The 17,187-nt window shown below is 69.0% G+C and carries 14 protein-coding genes and 1 pseudogene (1 of these 15 running past the window's edge); 9 read left to right on the top strand and 6 right to left on the bottom strand.

Going from position 1 to position 17,187, the window contains the following annotated elements:
• Positions 1 to 20: 20 nt before the first annotated feature.
• Complete coding sequence (locus ACE101_RS13905; RefSeq protein ID WP_379130315.1) at positions 21 to 1,910, bottom strand: methanol/ethanol family PQQ-dependent dehydrogenase; 1,890 nt, start codon at positions 1,908 to 1,910, stop codon at positions 21 to 23.
• 1,111 nt (positions 1,911 to 3,021) lie between these two features.
• Positions 3,022 to 3,297 carry a hypothetical protein gene (locus ACE101_RS13900; protein ID WP_379130313.1) on the bottom strand — a complete coding sequence of 92 codons (276 nt, stop codon included), beginning with the start codon at positions 3,295 to 3,297 and terminating at the stop codon, positions 3,022 to 3,024.
• Positions 3,298 to 3,808: 511 nt separating this feature from the next.
• On the opposite strand from ACE101_RS13900, the gene ycaC reads away from it, so the two are divergent.
• The gene (gene ycaC / locus ACE101_RS13895; protein WP_379130310.1) at positions 3,809 to 4,456 is read left to right on the top strand and encodes an isochorismate family cysteine hydrolase YcaC; all 648 of its coding nucleotides are present in this window, start codon (positions 3,809 to 3,811) and stop codon (positions 4,454 to 4,456) included.
• Between the two features lie 28 nt (positions 4,457 to 4,484).
• On the opposite strand, the gene gph is transcribed toward ycaC, so the two are convergent.
• Both gph and ACE101_RS13885 read right to left on the bottom strand, forming a co-directional pair.
• Complete coding sequence (gph, locus tag ACE101_RS13890; RefSeq protein ID WP_379130308.1) at positions 4,485 to 5,168, bottom strand: phosphoglycolate phosphatase; 684 nt, start codon at positions 5,166 to 5,168, stop codon at positions 4,485 to 4,487.
• A gap of 145 nt (positions 5,169 to 5,313) precedes the next feature.
• On the bottom strand, positions 5,314 to 5,820 hold the full coding sequence (locus tag ACE101_RS13885) for a MarR family winged helix-turn-helix transcriptional regulator (RefSeq protein WP_379130306.1): 507 nt from the start codon (positions 5,818 to 5,820) through the stop codon (positions 5,314 to 5,316).
• A 15-nt stretch (positions 5,821 to 5,835) separates the two neighbouring features.
• Between ACE101_RS13885 and ACE101_RS13880 the strand changes: the two genes are divergently transcribed.
• Positions 5,836 to 5,994 (top strand): hypothetical protein, encoded by a 159-nt coding sequence (locus ACE101_RS13880; RefSeq protein ID WP_379130303.1) that lies wholly within the window; start codon positions 5,836 to 5,838, stop codon positions 5,992 to 5,994.
• Positions 5,995 to 5,997: 3 nt separating this feature from the next.
• Positions 5,998 to 7,592, top strand: a pseudogene (locus tag ACE101_RS13875) (chloride channel protein).
• On the opposite strand, the gene ACE101_RS13870 reads toward ACE101_RS13875, so the two are convergent.
• The gene (locus ACE101_RS13870) at positions 7,546 to 8,994 is read right to left on the bottom strand and encodes a carbohydrate porin (RefSeq protein WP_379130300.1); all 1,449 of its coding nucleotides are present in this window, start codon (positions 8,992 to 8,994) and stop codon (positions 7,546 to 7,548) included. The pseudogene ACE101_RS13875 and the gene ACE101_RS13870 overlap by 47 nt on opposite strands.
• Before the next feature lie 397 nt (positions 8,995 to 9,391).
• Positions 9,392 to 9,553 (bottom strand): hypothetical protein, encoded by a 162-nt coding sequence (locus ACE101_RS13865; protein WP_379130298.1) that lies wholly within the window; start codon positions 9,551 to 9,553, stop codon positions 9,392 to 9,394.
• 1,019 nt (positions 9,554 to 10,572) lie between these two features.
• Here ACE101_RS13865 and ACE101_RS13860 point away from each other — a divergent pair.
• From ACE101_RS13860 to ACE101_RS13835, 6 genes are all read left to right on the top strand, one after another.
• Positions 10,573 to 11,430 (top strand): ABC transporter permease subunit, encoded by an 858-nt coding sequence (locus ACE101_RS13860; protein ID WP_379130296.1) that lies wholly within the window; start codon positions 10,573 to 10,575, stop codon positions 11,428 to 11,430.
• Complete coding sequence (locus tag ACE101_RS13855; RefSeq protein WP_379130294.1) at positions 11,427 to 12,119, top strand: ABC transporter ATP-binding protein; 693 nt, start codon at positions 11,427 to 11,429, stop codon at positions 12,117 to 12,119. Before ACE101_RS13860 ends, ACE101_RS13855 begins: the two co-directional genes overlap by 4 nt.
• A gap of 60 nt (positions 12,120 to 12,179) precedes the next feature.
• On the top strand, positions 12,180 to 13,208 hold the full coding sequence (locus ACE101_RS13850) for an NrtA/SsuA/CpmA family ABC transporter substrate-binding protein (RefSeq protein WP_379130292.1): 1,029 nt from the start codon (positions 12,180 to 12,182) through the stop codon (positions 13,206 to 13,208).
• Between the two features lie 42 nt (positions 13,209 to 13,250).
• The gene (locus ACE101_RS13845; RefSeq protein WP_379130289.1) at positions 13,251 to 14,627 is read left to right on the top strand and encodes an NtaA/DmoA family FMN-dependent monooxygenase; all 1,377 of its coding nucleotides are present in this window, start codon (positions 13,251 to 13,253) and stop codon (positions 14,625 to 14,627) included.
• Positions 14,628 to 14,641: 14 nt separating this feature from the next.
• On the top strand, positions 14,642 to 15,892 hold the full coding sequence (locus ACE101_RS13840) for an acyl-CoA dehydrogenase family protein (protein ID WP_379130287.1): 1,251 nt from the start codon (positions 14,642 to 14,644) through the stop codon (positions 15,890 to 15,892).
• Between the two features lie 83 nt (positions 15,893 to 15,975).
• Positions 15,976 to 17,187 carry the 5' portion of a rhodanese-like domain-containing protein gene (locus ACE101_RS13835; RefSeq protein ID WP_379130284.1) on the top strand. It continues 402 nt past the right edge of the window, so the window shows 1,212 of its 1,614 coding nt (coding positions 1-1,212); its start codon is at positions 15,976 to 15,978; the stop codon falls past the right edge of the window.

Below are 17,187 nucleotides of genomic sequence, written 5' to 3'. Positions count from 1 at the left end.
GGCGGCCCGGCCCCGGCTGATCAGTTGGCCGTCGCGTACTCGCCGGTGTTCGGGTCGTCGTACGGGCCCTTGCCGTCGAGGGAGAACACCGTCACGCCGCCGCCCATCTGGGTGTAGTTGGCGAGCTTCTTGAAGGCGCCGACCGCGCCGAGACCGGCGGTGGGATCCTGCAGGTCGAAGACGAGGCCGACGCCCGGCCAGCCGCCCACGCCGTAGTAGATCGCCACGTATTGCGTGCCCTTGTGGGAGTAGGTGATCGGATAGCCGATCGCGCCCGAGGGCAGCTTCGCCTTCCAGAGCAATTCGCCGGTGTCGGAGTTGCGCGCCTTGATGAAGCCGTCGAGCGTTCCGTAGAAGACGAGGTTGCCGGCGGTGGCGAGCGTGCCGCCCCACACCGCGAAGCGCTCCATCTTCTCCCACTTGAACTTGCCCGAGATGGCGTCGTAGGCCTTGATCTGGCCGAGACCTTCGGCGTTCTGGCGGTCGCCCTTCGGGCCGGGATACATGTTCAGCGTCGCGCCGACGAAGAACTGCCCGGCCCGGTAGGGCAGCATGAAGGGCTCCCAATCCATGCAGATGTGGTTGATGCCCATGTAGAAGAGCTTGCGCTCCGGATCATAGGAATCGTGGCCCTGGTTGTGGTAGCCCATCGCCGAGGGACAGATGTCCTTGGCGAGATGGTCCATCCGCGTGCCGTATTCCGGGTCGCGCACCGGCAGGCCGGACTTGAGATCGACGGTCTTGAAGACGTTGACGGTGTCGTCGATCTTGTGGGCGGAGACGAGATCGCCGTTGGTGCGGTCGAGCGTGTAGACGATGCCGTTGCGGTCCGGATGCGTAAGGAGCTTGCGCTCCTTGCCGCTCTGGTCCTTCTGGGTTGAGAGCATCATCACGTTGACGCCCGCGTAGTCCCACTCGTCGTGCGGCGTCTTCTGATAGCCGAACTTCGCCTCGCCCGTGTCGACGTCGCGGCCGAAGATGGTCATCGTCCACTTGTTGTCGCCCGGACGCATGGTCTCGTTCCAGGGCGCCGGGTTGCCGGTCCCGAAATAGATCATGTTGGTGCCCGGATCGTAGGCGTACCAGCCCCAGTTGGTGCCGCCGCCGATCTTCCAGGCGTCGCCCTCCCAGGTCGAGGTGCCGAGGCCCTTCTGGCCGTAATGGGCGTTGTGGATGTTGAAGTCCTTGGCGAGCAGCAGGTCGGAATCCGGCCCCGTGGCGTAGGCGCGCCATTTCTGCTCGCCGGTGCGCACGTCGTAGGCGGTGAGATAGCCGCGCACGCCGAGTTCGGCGCCCGAGGAGCCGATGATCACCTTGTCCTTGACGACGTAGGGGGCGATGGTCAGCGTCGAGCCGACGCGGATATCCGAGTTCTCGATCTTCCAGACGGTCTCGCCGGTCTGCGCGTTGAGGGCCGCGACGTGGCCGTCGAGCAGCGTCTTGAGGATCAGGGGCGGGGTCTTGCCGTCGCCCGGCCAGTAGGCGAGGCCGCGGTTGACGAGGTCGCAGCAGGCGACCGAGCGCGCCGCCGGGTTCTGCTTGGGCTTGTCCTGCCACAGGATCCTGCCCGGATCGTCGAGGCCGAGCGCGAAGGTGTTGTTCGGGAACGAGGTGTGCACGTACATCTTGCCGTCGACGACGAGCGGGGCCCCCTCGTGGCCGTTGAGCAGCCCGGTCGAGAACTGCCAGGACACCTTCAGGTTCTTGACGTTCTCGGCGGTGATCTGCTTCAGCTTGCTGTAATTGTCGGAATCGTAGTTCTTGCCCGGCATCACCCAGTTGTCGTCGCTTTTCGACAGTTCCCCGAGCTTGTCGTTGGCGAGCGCCGCGGTCCCGGCAAGCGGCAGCATGGCGGCCAGGGCAGCCGCCGACACTCCCGCTCGACAGCGAGCCACAATGTTACCCAGCATGTGCGTCTCCCATCTGCATGCCCCCGCCACACAGCCGAGGAGCAGTTCATTGTCGCGCATCGAGAAGCATTCGGCTTCCATAGATCCTGTGAGCTTCTTAAATGTTTTTATTATTTGCCCTTCATATGTCTTAGGAGTCGCTTAGTTGTGCTCAAGATGCTCGCTTTTGTACGTCACTCGGCACGGCGAGTCTGTAGGATGATTTCAATTTCACTCCGGGATGATCTGGCAATGCTGCGCACCGCACCGATCGCCGGTCGGCGAGGGTCCGCGCCTCTGAGGTCGTCAGAAGCCTGCTCGTCGATGATATGGTTCTCCAGCCCGAGATCTGATTTCTCAGAAAACCCTGGAATTTTGTAGACGCCAGCATCGATATCGGACGATTCGGAATGTTCGGCGCGCCATTCATATGAAATTACTTCAACATATCAAAACGCTTTGTAATATGTGAACCGACATGGCGCGGATGACGTGAGAGAGGTGGTTTCAGTTGCCATATTTTCGAGATTGAAGAACAAAAGTTATGTAAATAGAAGTTATGACATTAAAGGTCCGCGATGCGTCGATTGATGTGTGGCGCGTCCCGGATGCCCTATTGGTTGCACGATTGCCAACGTCAGGCATTGCAACTTCGTGACGTGCCACGACGAAGAGCCCGGCGCTGATCGCCGACGTGCCGCGGCGGCTTGGCGTTTCGCCCGCCAGGCCCTGCAAACTTTGGTGGTAGGCGGCAGGCGTTGACGAGGTGGACGCAGGCGGTTCTCGCCGGCCTGCGCGAGACGGCGTGCGCGGCCATCGGAGGGCGCCGGGTCTGCCGACGGTCTCGGCCGCACTCGTCTCCGCGCACGCGGCGCGGACCATCGGCGACGGCTCGGTGTCGGCGCTTCATGGGTCGGCCCGTTGCCGGGCCGAGTGCCCGCACGCCGCGCAGGCCCGGCCCGTCAGGCTTCGCCTGTCGCGACCGGTTCGGTGAAGGACGGCACCCAGCCGCCCTGACGTTCGGGATTGCGCCGCCTCTGCCTGGCGCTCGCCGATCGTGCGCCGCTCCTCGCCGGCGATGATCGCCCCGCGAACCGACGGCGAAGCCGGTCGGCGCTCCCCGGTCCTCGGATCATGAAGCGGCTCCGCGCACGGGGCCGGGAACCAGATCGCGATCATGCTGCGCGCGGACGCGCCCCTCCCGCGGCGGCTGACGGGCCGAACCCGCCCGGAGCAGCGTGGTGAAATCCGCGAGCGGCAGCGGCACTCCGCCGGGCGAGGTGATGAAAACCTGCCCGACCCCTTCCTGCTGGACAAGGCGGCCCGTCTCGATCGCAGCCTCGGCCGTCGTTCGACAGAGATAGAGCGGTCCGAGAAGGGTCTCTACGGTGACCGTGAACCTGTCCATCGCAACCTCCGCCCTTCATCGCACGCGGATGAGAAAGGATTTCCTCGATCGACTGAGCAGGCACGCATTCCGCGGGCCCCAACATGTGCCGAATTCTGCAAAGCGTGTGCTCGACCAGCAAAATCTGTCGATATCAAAGCTCTGCGGCGCAGCATCGCCGACATTTAATCCCGTCAATGTGCGGTTTTTTTGGCACCACCTCGGCTCATGAATCTATAGTATGAAGGATACCACTTCAACTGCCGGAGCAATCCTGTCGTCCTTTGCCGATTTGGGCAGCTGTGCCAGGCTCGTTCGGCGATGTTCTGGCAGGGCTTTGCCTTCGCGCGACGGCGCGAGCCGGCGCCTGGATCACGGGCCCGGTTCGCGCCGGGCCGCAGCCGATCCTGCGGTGCTGCACAGCAATCTTGGAAACGATATCTTTCCATCGTTTCCATTTTCAGGCGCAGTGCCGGCTGGCATTGTCTCGACATCGACAGGCCGCCGCCAAGGTCCACCCGTGGAGACGATGATGAGCAAGCCCTACAGCCGCCTCGACCTCGACCAAGCCGTCGTCCTGCTGGTCGACCATCAGGCCGGATTGATGTCCCTGGTGCGCGACTTCGATCCCGACCGCTTCAAGAACAACGTGCTGGCGGTCGCCGATCTCGCCGCCTATTTCCGGCTCCCGACCATCCTCACCACCAGCTTCGAGGAGGGGCCGAACGGGCCGATCATGCCGGAGCTGAAGGCCAGGTTCCCGGATGCCCCCTTCATCGCCCGGCCCGGTCAGATCAACGCCTGGGACAACCCCGATTTCGTCGCGGCCATCAAGGCGACCGGCCGCAGGCAGCTCATCATCGCGGGCGTGGTCACCGAGGTCTGCGTCGCGTTCCCGGCCCTGTCGGCGATCGCCGAGGGTTTCGAGGTCTTCGTGATCACGGACGCGTCGGGCACCTTCAACGAGGTGGTGCGCGACGCCGCCTGGAACCGGATGTCGGCGGCGGGTGCGCAGCTGATGAACTGGTTCGCCGTGGCCTGCGAGCTGCAGCGCGACTGGCGCCGGGACGTCGACGGGCTGGCGGCCCTGCTCTCGGATCACATCCCCGACTACCGCAACCTGATGACGAGCTACGCGGCGCTTCGCGGAGCGATCCCGCGGGGGACGCAAGCGGCCTGAGCCTCCGCCAGGCCGCTCGGGTGCCGCGTCATCGCGGCAGCGCCCGGAGGGCCGCCGGCAGGTCCCGGAAGTCGTCGATCACGGCGTCGGCTCCGAGATCGTGGACGGGGCGGTGCGCATAGCCGTAGGACACGGCGATCGCCGCCACCCCGGCGGCGCGGGCCGCTTCCACGTCGTGGTGATTGTCGCCCACCATGACGGCGCGGTCGGCCGTCGCGCCGAGCTGCCGCAGGGCCGCCCGCACGGGAGCGGGGTCGGGCTTGCGCTGCTCCAGGGTATCGCCCCCGACGACCACGGCGATCAGCGGCGACAGGTCCAGGCCGTCGAGGACGAGCCGGGTGGCCTGGGCCGGCTTGTTGGTCACCACCGCCAGCGCGAAGCCCGCCCCGGTGAGCGAGCGCAGCGTCTCGACGACTCCCGGATAGGGGCGGGTGTGCCGGGAGGCGATCGGCTCGTAATGGGCGAGGAAGCGCGGCAGGAGATCGGGCGCGCGGGCCGGGTTTCCGCCCATGGCCTGCAACGCGCGCTCGATCAGCTTGCGAGCGCCGTCGCCGACCATCGCGCGGGTCTGGGCGGGATCGACGGGAGGCAGCCCCTCGTCGCGGAGCACGGCGTTGAGGGCATCCATGAGATCCCGCACGCTGTCGACCAGGGTGCCGTCGAGGTCGAGCAGAACCGCATCGAAGCGGGATCGAGCGAGATCGGTGGTCATGCGTGCTCCTTCACCGGGCGCACCGGCTCCGCGGCGCCCGTGGAGTCGATCGCGCGCCCGGATATGCGGATGCACGGGAAGCCGCGGGCCAGGCAAGAGCGCGAGGCGGGCAAGAGCGCGATGACGGCGCTCGGTGGCGGCCGGGTCACTCCTCCGGCGCTCCCGTGCGCTTGAGACGCCCCAGCACGCGAACCAGAGCCGGCTCCATCGTGCGGAGCTCCTCGAGATGGGCCGCCGTCAGCGCCGCCAGCAGCGTCTCGGCCCGGGGCGTGAGCGCGAGTTCCATGCGGCGCCGGTCCTGCGTGCCGCGCATCTTGGTCAGCAGCCCGGCTTCGACCATGCGCGTCACCAGCTCCGTCGCCGTCTGAGGCGCCACCAGCAGCTGCTCGGCCAGGAAGCCCACCGTCGGCGGCTCGTGATCCGGATGGCCCGCGACGGCGAGAAGGGCTTGGTGCTGCTGGGGCGGAAGGCCCGCCTGCAACGCCGCGCCCTCGCTGAAGGCGAGGAAGCGCCGGAGCTGGTAGCGGAACGCCGCGATGGCGGCGTACTGAGCCCGGCTCAGGGGCTTCTCCGAGCGCTCCGCGGTCACCGCATGCGTCCCGTCCCACGCGCCTCTATTATTTCGCATCACGAAGTATACAACCTCCCGCATCAGCCGGAGAGCTCCATGGATCAGCGCAGCCCCGACGCCTTCAAGCCCCATCGCGGCACGCCTCATGGCAGGCCGCACCGGCGATCCCTCACCGACTTTACGACGGATCCGCGCGTCCTGGTGCTCATCGGCATGGCGCTGGTGATCGGCACCGCCGGCACCCTCGCGGCCTAGGGCCTGGTCAAGCTCATCGCTCTCGTCACGAACCTCGTGTGGTTCGGCCGGCTGGACACGACGCCCGTCTCGCTCGCCCACGCGGCGCGCACGCCCTGGATGGTTCTGGTCCCGGTGCTGGGCGGCCTCGCGATCGGCACGGGAGGCCCGTTCGGGGCCGAGGGACCGATCTCATGACCGGCGGCGCCATCGGCTCGCTGTTCGCCCAGTTCTTCCACCTGAGTGCGGCGGAGCGGAAAACCCTCCTGGTGGCGGGGGCGGCGGGGATGACGGCGATCTTCGGCACCCCGATCGCGGCGGTCCTGCTGGCGGTGGAACTGCTGCTGTTCGCGTGGCGGCCCCGCAGCTTCATCCCGGTGGCCAGTGCCGCCGTGACGGCGATCTGCTGGCGTCCCGTGCTCTTCGAGACCGGCCCGCTGTTTCCCTTCGCGGACGACCCGACCCTGCCCGGGTGGGGGCTGGTCGCCTGCGCGGGCCTCGGGGTGGCCGCAGGGCTGCAATCGGGGCTCCTGACCAAGCTTCTCTGCACGCTCGAGGACCTGTTCGAGCGCCTGCCGATCCACTGGATGTGGTGGCCGGCCCTGGGGGGCGTGGCCGTGGGTCTGGGCGGGCTGGCGGAGCCCCGCGCGCTCGGGGTCGGCTACGACGCCATCGGCGATCTCCTGACCGGCCACCTGCTGCCGCGGGCGGTCCTTATCATCCTGCTGGTCAAGGCCGTGACCTGGCTCGCCGCGCTGTCGTCCGGCACGTCGGGCGGCGTGCTGGCGCCGCTGCTGATCCTGCGCGGTGCGATGGGCTGGCTGGTCGGCCTGGCACTGCCCGGCGCCCCGGGATTCTGGGCGCTCCTCGGCATGGCGGCCATGCTGGGCGGCACCATGCGGGCGCCCCTGACCGGCGCCCTCTTCGCGGTGTAACTGACGGGCCACGTGCATATCCTGGCGCCGCTGCTCGCCGCCAGCGTGGCGGCCTAGGCCGTCACGGTCCTGTTGCTGAAGCGCTCGATCCTGACCGAGAAGATCGCGCGGCGCGGGCAGCACGTCACCCGCGAATACGGCGTGGATCCCTACGAGCCGACCCGGGTGTCGGAGGTGATGACCCGCGAGGTCGATATCCTCGCCGCGAGCCTGCCCGTGACCGAGGCGGTGGCGGCGATCGAGCAGGGGCGCCACCACAGCTATCCGGTCGTGGACGGGGCGCGCCGGCCGGTGGGGCTCGTCTCCCGCGGCGACGCCCTGGGCTGGACGATGGAGGGCGGCCACGAGGACGAGCGCCTGGAGGAGCGGGTCTCCGACGCCTCGCTCGCGGTCGTGCACCCGGACGACGTGGTGGCCCGCGCCCTCGACCTGATGACATCGACCGACCAGGGGCGCATCCCCGTGACGGATCCGGATACGGGAGCCCTCGTCGGCCTGCTCACCCGCCAGGATCTTCTGCAAGTGCGGGCGACGGTCGTCCGTGCGGAGCGGGAGCGACGGGCCTATTTCGGGCGCCGCGGTGCCCGGTGTCCGCGCTTCCTTTCGCCGAACCGGGATCCACTGCGGCGGATGAAGCTCAGTAGACGAGGGTGGAGCGCAGACCGAACAACGCGCCGCCCTTGACCCGTGCCGCCGGGTCAAGGGGGCTGACGCTGCCGCCGGCCGGCTTGAACACGTATTGGAAATCCGGCTGGACCAGCCAGCCCGGCGCGACCTGCGCCTGATAAGTGACTTCGAGCGAGGCTTCGAAGCTGCGGATCGGCTGCACGGTTCCGGTCAGCCGCCGCAGGTCGCGATCGAAGCCGCGCGCACCGGCACCGATGCGGGCATAGATGACGCTGATGCCGAACTTGTCGTCGGGGCGGCCCGGCACCAGTCCCGAGACCACGATGCCGCCATCGGCCCAGCGATCGATCAGGCTCCGGTCGGACGGGCTGGCCGAGATCCGGGTATAGGCCGTGATGCCGTCCTCGGGACCGCCGCCCGGGGGACGGTAGAGCTGGAACTCGGCCACCCCGTAGAGGCCGCCCGTGCCGGACAGGCGGCGGCCGATCCCGGTGCCGAACGGGTCGGCGAGGGGGAGCCCGGCCGTGTCGTAGCGCAGGTCCTCGAACCGGCCGGCATGATGGTAGCCGCCGAGCTTGACGCTTCCGGCCGGGCCGGGCGCATCCTTCTGCTGGTTGAAGCGATATTGCAGCTCCGCCATGACCAGCGGGGAATCGTTCAGGCGGAAGTTGGTGCCGTTCCGGTTGACGAAGCGCTGGTCGCCGGGATTGCCGTTGAAGACGGCGACGAGGGCCGAGGTGGAGGCGTCGGGATCGAAGCGCAGCCGCAGGCCGGGCGTCGCGAGCGGATAGGCCGGGCCGCCGCTCGGCAGGTTCGCACCCGTGATGGTCGGCCAGTCGTTGCTGAGGAAGATCTTGCCGTAATCGGCCGCGAAGAACTCGCCGTCCGCCGTGATCTGGCCGATCCGGAGCCCGAAGCGGTCGCCGTCCCACTTCTGCTCCAGCCAGAGTTCCGACAGGCGCGTGGTCGGGTAAGCCTCGATGTTGCTCACGGTGATGAGCCGTCCGAAGCTCCGGTCGCGCAGACCGCCGGTGTCGTGGATCTGGAAGCTGTTGGCGAACAGGCTCAGCCCGCTCAGCCCCGCCAGTTTCTCGAAATCGACGGCCAGCAAGGATTCGAGCTTTCCGGCATAGATCGCTCCCGTGCGAAATCCGCCTGAAATATTGCCCAGAACCTCATTCGTGTAGATCATTCTGTAGGTGATGCCGGATTTCTCCAGACGGGTGCGAAATCCGCCCGGATCTCCGAGGGGGCCGAGGGAGGATTGGATGGAGGGTGGCTTGCCGGTGTCGGAATCCGGCTCGACGACCGCGGATTGCGGCGGCCGGTCGTCGAGCGGCGAGCGTTCATCGGGCTGGGCCCGCACGCCGGCCGCGGAGACGATGAGCAGCCCGGCCGCGAGGAGCCATCGCGGCGAGCGGGCGGATCGGCCCCGGCGGGGTATATAGATCGCAGACACTTGATGAGCACGCCGTATTCTATATAGCTCATGCTATATTTCATGGCGTGGGCGATCGTGTCAATCGCGCACCGGCCGCCACCCGCCGCATCGGGAACCGGCAGCGCAGCGGCCATCCGCGCGCGTGCGGACGTCAAATTATTGATTTTGCTGATGATTGTCGATGCCGAAGGCGTCCGGGCCCTCCCGCATCCGCGTCCGAACCCGGATCAAGCGGTCGTCCCTGGCGGATCCCCTGTCGGGGCGGATCCATGTCGGGGCGGATCCCGACGTCATGACGCCGCTTTGCCAAGCCGCGCGAATGATCCGCACGCCGAGGACGATGGGCGTCGCTCGCCTGTCCCGATGTGGTGCAGTTCCTTGCGCCGAACCGGCATCCCCTGGGGTGGGACGCGCTCTAACGATCCACGAAGCCGATGGTCTCCTTCTCGGCATCGGCCGAGTGGATGCCGACCGCGGCCGGAGTGCCGGGCTTCCTGCGGCCGACCGCTCCGGTCGTCGGGACGTCGGGGGACACGCAATGGAGCCCGATCGTGTCCTTCTCGGGATTGCCGGTCACGGCCCCGACCCGAACCGGGAAGGCCCTCTCGCATTTAGCCTGACCGAGGCTGACACCCCCGAGCGAAACGGCGAATGCTGCCGCAAGCGGAAGCATTGCTCGCATGTTCCCCTCCCTTGTTCATGAAAAAGCCGTCGGTTCCCGTCGAAGGACAGACTGACTCCGCACGACAACTTTCTGTCGGGCGACAGGTGTTATGATTTATTCGCAGCGGCAGGGCGTCATACATTTGATGGACGCCGGCGCGGCGTGCCTGCGACTGCAACCGCGCGGAGAGGTCGCTGCCGACAGCGACCGTGATCACGCTCGTTCTCCTCGACGGGAAGCTCGGCTGGACCAGTATCGCCGATGGGAGAGCCGGGATCTGCCTCGTCCACTCGGCTTGGATCTTCGCTCGCCGCAGGCTACGGCAAGGGATCACCCACCATATCGGCGATCGTTCAGCCATGAACGACAATGCGCCCGTGGGGCAGACCTCGACCGGTGGCGGGTGTTGGAGCCGGTGATCGCGCTTCTGACCGAGCACGTCCGCCCGAGACATATGCCAGCAGGGCGCTTGGCGGTGCAGGTTCTCACCGGTTTCGCGCAACGCGCTCGCCACGAGGCCTATCCCCTGTCGATCTGCGAGACGCTCCGTCGAGCGGCGAACGTCCTCGCCGGCAGATCCGGGGATGCCTGCGGCTGACCCCGGTGGACGCTCGCCAAGGTCCGCGACGTGCGAGGCCGCGGCTAGCCGAGATGGGCGATGGCCTTGCTCATGTCGGCCACCGTCACGCCGGGCAGGATGGCGAGGCTCAAGCCCGCTCTCCATCGGGGGCTGCCCGAACTCGCGCGCCTCCGCGAAGGCCCGGTCGCCGTGCATCCGTGCTGCCGCGGGCGAGCGAAGGCTGTCGGTGCCGAAGCGCGAGGCGATATTAGTTTACAAAATCCATATACTAAAATAGACACCCGGCATGCAGCCGGGCCCGCAGCCGACGCCCGGCAGGCACGCCGGACACCGACAGCCTCGAGCGATGACGATGGACGTATCAGCCAAATCATCCAAGGAGATCGATATATTTTTCCGAAATAGATCGAGACCGGTTCGACGCAATATTTCTTGGAAGGCGCGGGATCTGTTTTTGATATCTTGGCTCGCTCCGCTCGGTTTCGTGCTGGCCTGGGAGCTGTTCTGCCGGATCGGCTACGTCAATTCGCAGGTGATGCCGGCACCGAGCGCGGTCTTGGCGACGGCCTGGAGGCTCGCGGCTGACGGCTCGCTCTTCGTGCATCTCGGCTACAGCCTCCTGCGCGCCACGGCCGGCTTCGTCATCGGCGGCAGTATCGGGTTCGGCCTCGGGCTGCTCGTCGGCTTCTCCCGCCTCGCCGAAGCCGTGCTCGACAGGACGATCCAGATGATCCGGGCGATCCCGTTCCTCGCCCTGCTGCCCCTCGTGATCGTCTGGTTCGGCGTCGAGGAGGCCGGCAAGATCTTTCTGGTCTCGCTCGGCGTCATGTTCCCGATCTACATCAACACGGTGCTCGGCATCCGGCAGGTGGATCCGAAGCTTCTCGAAGTCGCCAAGGTCACCGGCCTGAACCTGCGCGGGCGCATCACCAAGATCATCCTGCCCGGCGCGATGCCGTCGATCCTGACGGGCGTGCGCTACGCCCTGGCCGTGGCTTGGCTGGCGCTGGTGATCGCCGAGACGATCGCCACCACCAAGGGCATCGGCTTCCTGGCGATGGATGCCCGCGAGTTCCTCCAGACCAACGTCATCGTGCTGACCATCGTCATCTACGCCGCGATCGGGGTCGCGGCCGACAGCTTGGCCCGCGCCCTGGAACGCCGCCTGCTGGCCTGGCATCCGAACTACGCCAGAGGAGAGCGCCGATGAGCGCCGCCGTCACCGTCAGGGGCCTGCGCCGCCGGTACGGCGAGCGGGTGGTGATCGAGGGGCTGGATCTGCGGATCGGGCTCGGCGAGTTCGTCGCGATGCTGGGGGAGAGCGGTTGCGGCAAGACCACGCTCCTGCGCGCCCTCGCGGGCCTCGATCCGATCGATGCCGGGCGAATCGACGGCCCCTCCCAGCCGGCCGTGGTCTTTCAGGAGCACCGCCTGCTGCCCTGGGCGCCGCTCTGGCAGAACGTCGCGCTGGGGATCGAGATGCCCGGCGCGCGGGAGCAGGCCATCGCCGCGCTCCGGGAGGTCGGCCTCGGCGGACGCGAGAACGACTGGCCGCGCAACCTCTCGGGCGGCCAGGCCCAGCGCGTGGCGCTCGCCCGCGCCCTGGTGCGCGAGCCGAGGCTCCTCCTGCTCGACGAGCCCTTCGCCGCCCTCGACGCACTGACGCGCATCAAGATGCACGACTTGATCAAGGATCTCGTCGCGCTCCACCGGCCGGGCGTCCTCCTCGTCACCCACGACGTCGACGAGGCGATCGCCATCGCCGACCGCATCCTCGTGATGCGGGGCGGACGGATCGCGGCCACCTACGACGTGCGCCGGGATGCGGCGGGACCGCAGGCCCTGCGCGGCACGCTGCTCCGCGAACTCGGCGTCACCGTCCACGACCGCGCCGCCTGACCGCCGCCCCGGGACACCGGCCCGCGGCCGGACCACGACCTTCGTTCAATGGACCTTCCGATGACACGCTCAGACATCCCCCGGATCGACCGGCGCAGGCTCCTCCAGGGCGCGGGGCTCGCGCTCGGGAGCACGGCGGCGGGGCTCGGCCTGTGCGCGGGCCCGGCTCGCGCCCAGACCGCCCGTAACACGGAGGGCACCCGCAACACCGACACCGTCCGCCTCGGCTGGGGACGGGGCGGCCTCCCGCTGATCGCCCGGGAGCGCGGCGAGTTCGAGAAGAGCCTCGCCGACCGGGGCATCAAGGTCAAATGGGTCGGCCCCTTCCCGAACCACGCGCCGTCGCTGCAGGCCGTGGTGGGCGGCAGCGCGGATTTCGGCTTCTGGGGCAGCACCACGCCGGCGCTCGCCGCCATCATCGCCGGCTCGCCGCTCGTCTTCACGAACTTCAACGTCTATTCGCCGCGCTCGACGGCGATCATCGTCAAGAAGAACGCGGGCATCGACTCGGTCAAGGACCTCGTCGGCAAGAAGGTTGCGGTCAACCGCTCGGGCCTCGGCGAATTCCTGCTCGTCGCCGCCCTGGAGAAGCATGGCGTCGACCGCTCGTCCGTCGAGGTCGTGTATCTCAACCCGCCGGATGCCTCGCCGGCCTTCGGCCAGGGCCGGGTCGACGCGTGGTCGATGTGGACGCCGGCCGTCGATATCGCGCGGGATCAGTACGGCGCCAAGGACATCTTCTTCGAGGGGACGGATCTCGACTTCCTCATCGATTATTCCTCGCTGGTGACGTTGCGCGATTTCGCGACGAAGAATTCGGCGCTCGTGCGCGCCGTGATCGACGCCTATGCGCGCGAAGGCCGCTGGATCAGCGAGAATCCCGTCGCGGCCGAGACCATCGCCCAGAAGGAAGGCAAGTACAGCGACGCCGTGCGCGACCATCTCGCCGGCTACAAGCGGCAGAACCGGTTCTACGAGGCCGACGACGCGGCCTTCCTGGCCGATTTCCAGAAGGCGGCCGACTGGCTCGCCGACCGGTCGATCCTGCCGCAGCGGGTGCGGGTGGCCGATTACGCGGTGCGGGTCTGACCGCGCCTCTCCCTGCCGTTCGCCACAATCCGGAGCGCGCCCATGCCCGCCGCCAATCCCGGTCGCAAGCCCGTTCGCCTGGGTGTCAACGTCCTCGCCTCGGGACGTCACGATGCCGCCTGGAAGACCCTGCCGGATCCGGAAACCCTGCCGACCGACATCGATGCCTTCATCCGCATCGCGACCGTGGCGGAGCGCGGCAAGATCGACGCGCTCTTCCTCGCCGACGGCCCCGGCGGCTTGGTCGATGAGGCGCTGCACCGGCCGTGGCGTGCGCTCGATCCGGTGACGCTCCTCGCGGCCCTCTCGCAGGCGACGAGCCATATCGGTCTCGTCGCCACCACCTCGACGATCTTCGGCCACCCCACCATCGTCGCCCGCCAGATCGCCTCGCTCGACCACATCAGCAAGGGCCGCGCGGCCTGGAACATCATTACCAGCCAGACGCCGGTGGCGCTCGCCGCCTTCGGGCTGGAGCAGGGCTTCGGCCAGGAGGAACGCTACCGGCGCGCCGCCGAATTCGTGGAGATCGTCACCGGGCTCTGGGACTCGCTCCCGGCCTCCGCCATCGTCGCCGACCGCGACCGGACCGTCTTCGTCGACAAGGCCCTGGTGCGGCCGGTCGCGGTCGCGGGGCGGCATTTCAGCGCCAGGGGGGCCTTGTCGGCCCCGGTCGGCCCGCAGGGGCGCCCGGTCATCTTCCAGGCCGGGCAATCGGAGGACAGCAAGGCCTTCGGGGCGCGCTACGCCGACGCGCTCTTCACCGGACAGCGCCTGATCGAGCCGGCGCGCCGGTTCTACGCCGACGTGAAGGCGCTCGCCCGCGCCAACGGCCGCGATCCGGACCAGCTTCTCGTCATGCCCGGCCTGTTCCCGATCGTCGGCAGCACGGAGGCGGAGGCGCTCCGGCGCAAGGCCGACCTCGATGCCGGTCTCGACATCGACTTCCTGCGCGGCGAACTCGCCCGCCATTTCGCCCTCGACCCGGACGATCTGCCCCTCGACGCGACGCTGCCCTACGACAAGATCGCGGCGGCCGAGCCCCGGGTGCCGATCGCCTCGCGCTGGCCGCGCAAGCAGATCCTCGCCGAGGCGGTCGAGCACGGCTGGACGGTGCGCCAAGCCGCGCTCAGCAACATCGTCGGCGGCCACCGGATGATCGTCGGCACGCCCGAGGCGATCGCGGCCGACATCCTGCACTGGCTCGACACCGGTGCGGCGGACGGGTTCAACCTCAACATCGACGTCCAGACGAGCGGCCTCGCGGACATCGTCGACGCGGTGCTGCCGCTCCTGCGCAAGGCCGGGCGGTTCCGGGGCGAGTACACGGGCCAGACGCTGCGCCACCATCTGGGCTTGGCCCGCTACGTCGATCCGCGCGATGCCGAGCCGCTGCGCCGCACCGGCACCGGCCGCTGAAGGGAGGCCCGTCCATGCTGCAGGGACGACGCGTCGATCCGGCCGCCGCCACCCGGCCGGACTGGAGCCCCGTCACCCGCCGCCTCGGCCTCGACGCCGTGTTCGCCGGCTTCGCCGAAGGAGCAGCGGCGCGCGACGTCGCGCGCCGGCCGATCTTCGACGAGACGGCGGCGCTCAAGGCCAGGGGCTTCTGTGCCGTGCGGCTGGCCCGCGAGGCCGGCGGCCAGGGCGTGACGCTGCCGGAGCTGTTCGCCCTCGCCCGCGACCTCGCGAGCGCCGATCCGAACATCGCCCACGTCTTCCGCAACCACTTCTTCGCGGTGGAGCAGCACCTCGAGACGCCGGAGGATCCGTTCTCCGCCCGCATCCTCGCGCTCGCCGGGCAGGGGCGGATGTTCGGCGTCGCCGTCTCGGAGGCCGGCGGAGGGCCCGCCGGCAGCCGCGGTCAGGTGCCCGGCGCGCGGCTGGTGCGCTCGCCGGGGGAGGGGGCCTACCGGGTCTCCGGCGCGAAGATCTACTCGACCGGCAACATGTATGCCGACCACCTCTTCGCCTCGGCGCTCGACGAAGGCACGGGGCGGATCGCCCAGTTCCTCGTCGCGACCGACGCGCCGGGCGTGACCCTCGACGACGACTGGACCGGCTTCGGCCAGAAGCTCACCGGGTCGGGGACCACGATCTTCGACGGGGTGGCGGTCCGGGCCGAGGATCTCTTCGCGCTCCCCGAACGCGGCGGGACCGAGCCCTACCTCTACGGCTACACCTTCCACCAAGTGTATCTCACCGTCGTGATCTCGGGGATCGTCACGCGCATCCTTCAGGACGCATTGAGCCTGGTGCGGGCGCGCAAGCGCAACTTCTACCACGCGCTAGCCGAGCGCCCCGCCGACGAGCCGGAGATCCAGTCCGTGATCGGCCGCATCGCCGCCTACCGGGCCGCGATCCTCGCCGTGACGGATCGGGCCGTCACGGCCCTGGACCTGGCCTGGGCGCAGGCGCGGCACCCCGACGCCGAGGCCCTGTCGATCGCCGCCAGCATCGCGGCCGCCGAGGCCAAGGTCGTGACGGACGAGGTCGCGGCCAGCCTCGCGAGCCTCCTCATCGACGTCGGCAGCGGCAGCGCGGTCTCCACCGCCAGCGCCCTCGACCGCCACTGGCGCAACCTGAAGGTCATCGCCTCGCACAATCCGCGGATCTACAAGGAGCGGGTCGTCGGCGATCACTACCTCAACGGCGCCCTGCCGCCGACGGGCGCCTTCTTCTGATCCGGGGGCCCGCCGGGCGGGCCGACCCCATTCCCATCGCGCCGCGACCGCCGAGCCTGCCGTCGCCACACCGGGATGCGAGCATGACCAAGATCATCACGGCGCGGGAGCTGCGCGCCTTCTGGGCCGAGGGACGGGAGATCGCGCTCCTCGACGTGCGCGAGGAGGGCTCCTTCGCGCAGGCGCATCCGCTCTTCGCCCTCAGCGTGCCGGTCAGCGAGATCGAGACGGCGCTGCCGGGCCTCGTGCCGCGCCTCGCGGCGCCGATCGCGGTCTACGATGCCGGCGAGGGCTACGCGGAGCGGGCCGCTGCGCGCATCGCCGCGCTCGGCTACCGCGACGTCGCGATCCTCGCGGGCGGGCTCCAGGCCTATGCCCGCGTCGGCGAGGTCTATCGCGACGTCAACGTGCCCTCCAAGGCCTTCGGCGAGCTGGTCGAGGCCATCCGCCACACGCCGTCCCTGCCGGCCCGCGAGGTGAAGCGCATCCTCGACGCGCAGGAGGACGTCGTCGTGGTGGATGCCCGCCGCTTCGAGGAATTCACCACGATGAGCATCCCCGGTGGCCGCAGCCTGCCGGGCGGCGAACTCGTCTATCGCATCCGGGAGATCGCTCCCTCGCCGGAGACCCTCGTCGTGGTCAACTGCGCCGGCCGGACGCGCAGCATCATCGGCACGCAGAGCCTCGTGAACGCGGGCGTGGCGAACCGGGTCGTCGCTTTGCGCAACGGCACGATCGGCTGGACGCTGGAGGGGCTCGCCCTGGCAACGCGCCGCACCGAGCGGGTCGCCGCGCCGTCCGCGGAGGCGCGCGCCTGGGCGCGCGACCGCGCGGGCCGCTGGGCCGCGCATGTGGGCGTGCCGGTGATCGGGGCGGAGGAGCTGGCCCGGTTCCGCGCGGAGGCGGAGACCCGCACGCTCTACACCCTCGACGTGCGCGACCCGTCCGAGCACGCCCTCGGCCATCCGGCGGGGTTCGTCTCCGCCCCGGGCGGGCAACTGGTCCAGGCGACCGACGAGTGGCTCGGCGTCCGCGGCGCCCGGGTCGTGCTCTACGACGACGACGGCGTGCGGGCCCGCATGACGGCCTCGTGGCTGTACCAGATGGGGTGGGACGTGTTCGTCCTCGCCGAGGGAGCGGCGCTTCCGGACGCCTTCCCGCAGCCGGAGCCGGTCCGGTCCCGCCCCGCGGCGGGGCCGGCGATCGCGCCGGAGGAACTGGAGAGGCTCGCGGGCGCCGCTCTGGTCGATCTCGCCCGATCTCCCGCCTATCGCCGGGGGCATGTCCCGGGAGCT

This window comes from Methylobacterium carpenticola (genome assembly GCF_042748905.1).
Lineage (GTDB): Bacteria > Pseudomonadota > Alphaproteobacteria > Rhizobiales > Beijerinckiaceae > Methylobacterium > Methylobacterium carpenticola.
The sequence above is the reverse complement of the archived record's forward strand: the minus strand, read 5'-3'. Positions and strand labels throughout refer to the sequence as shown.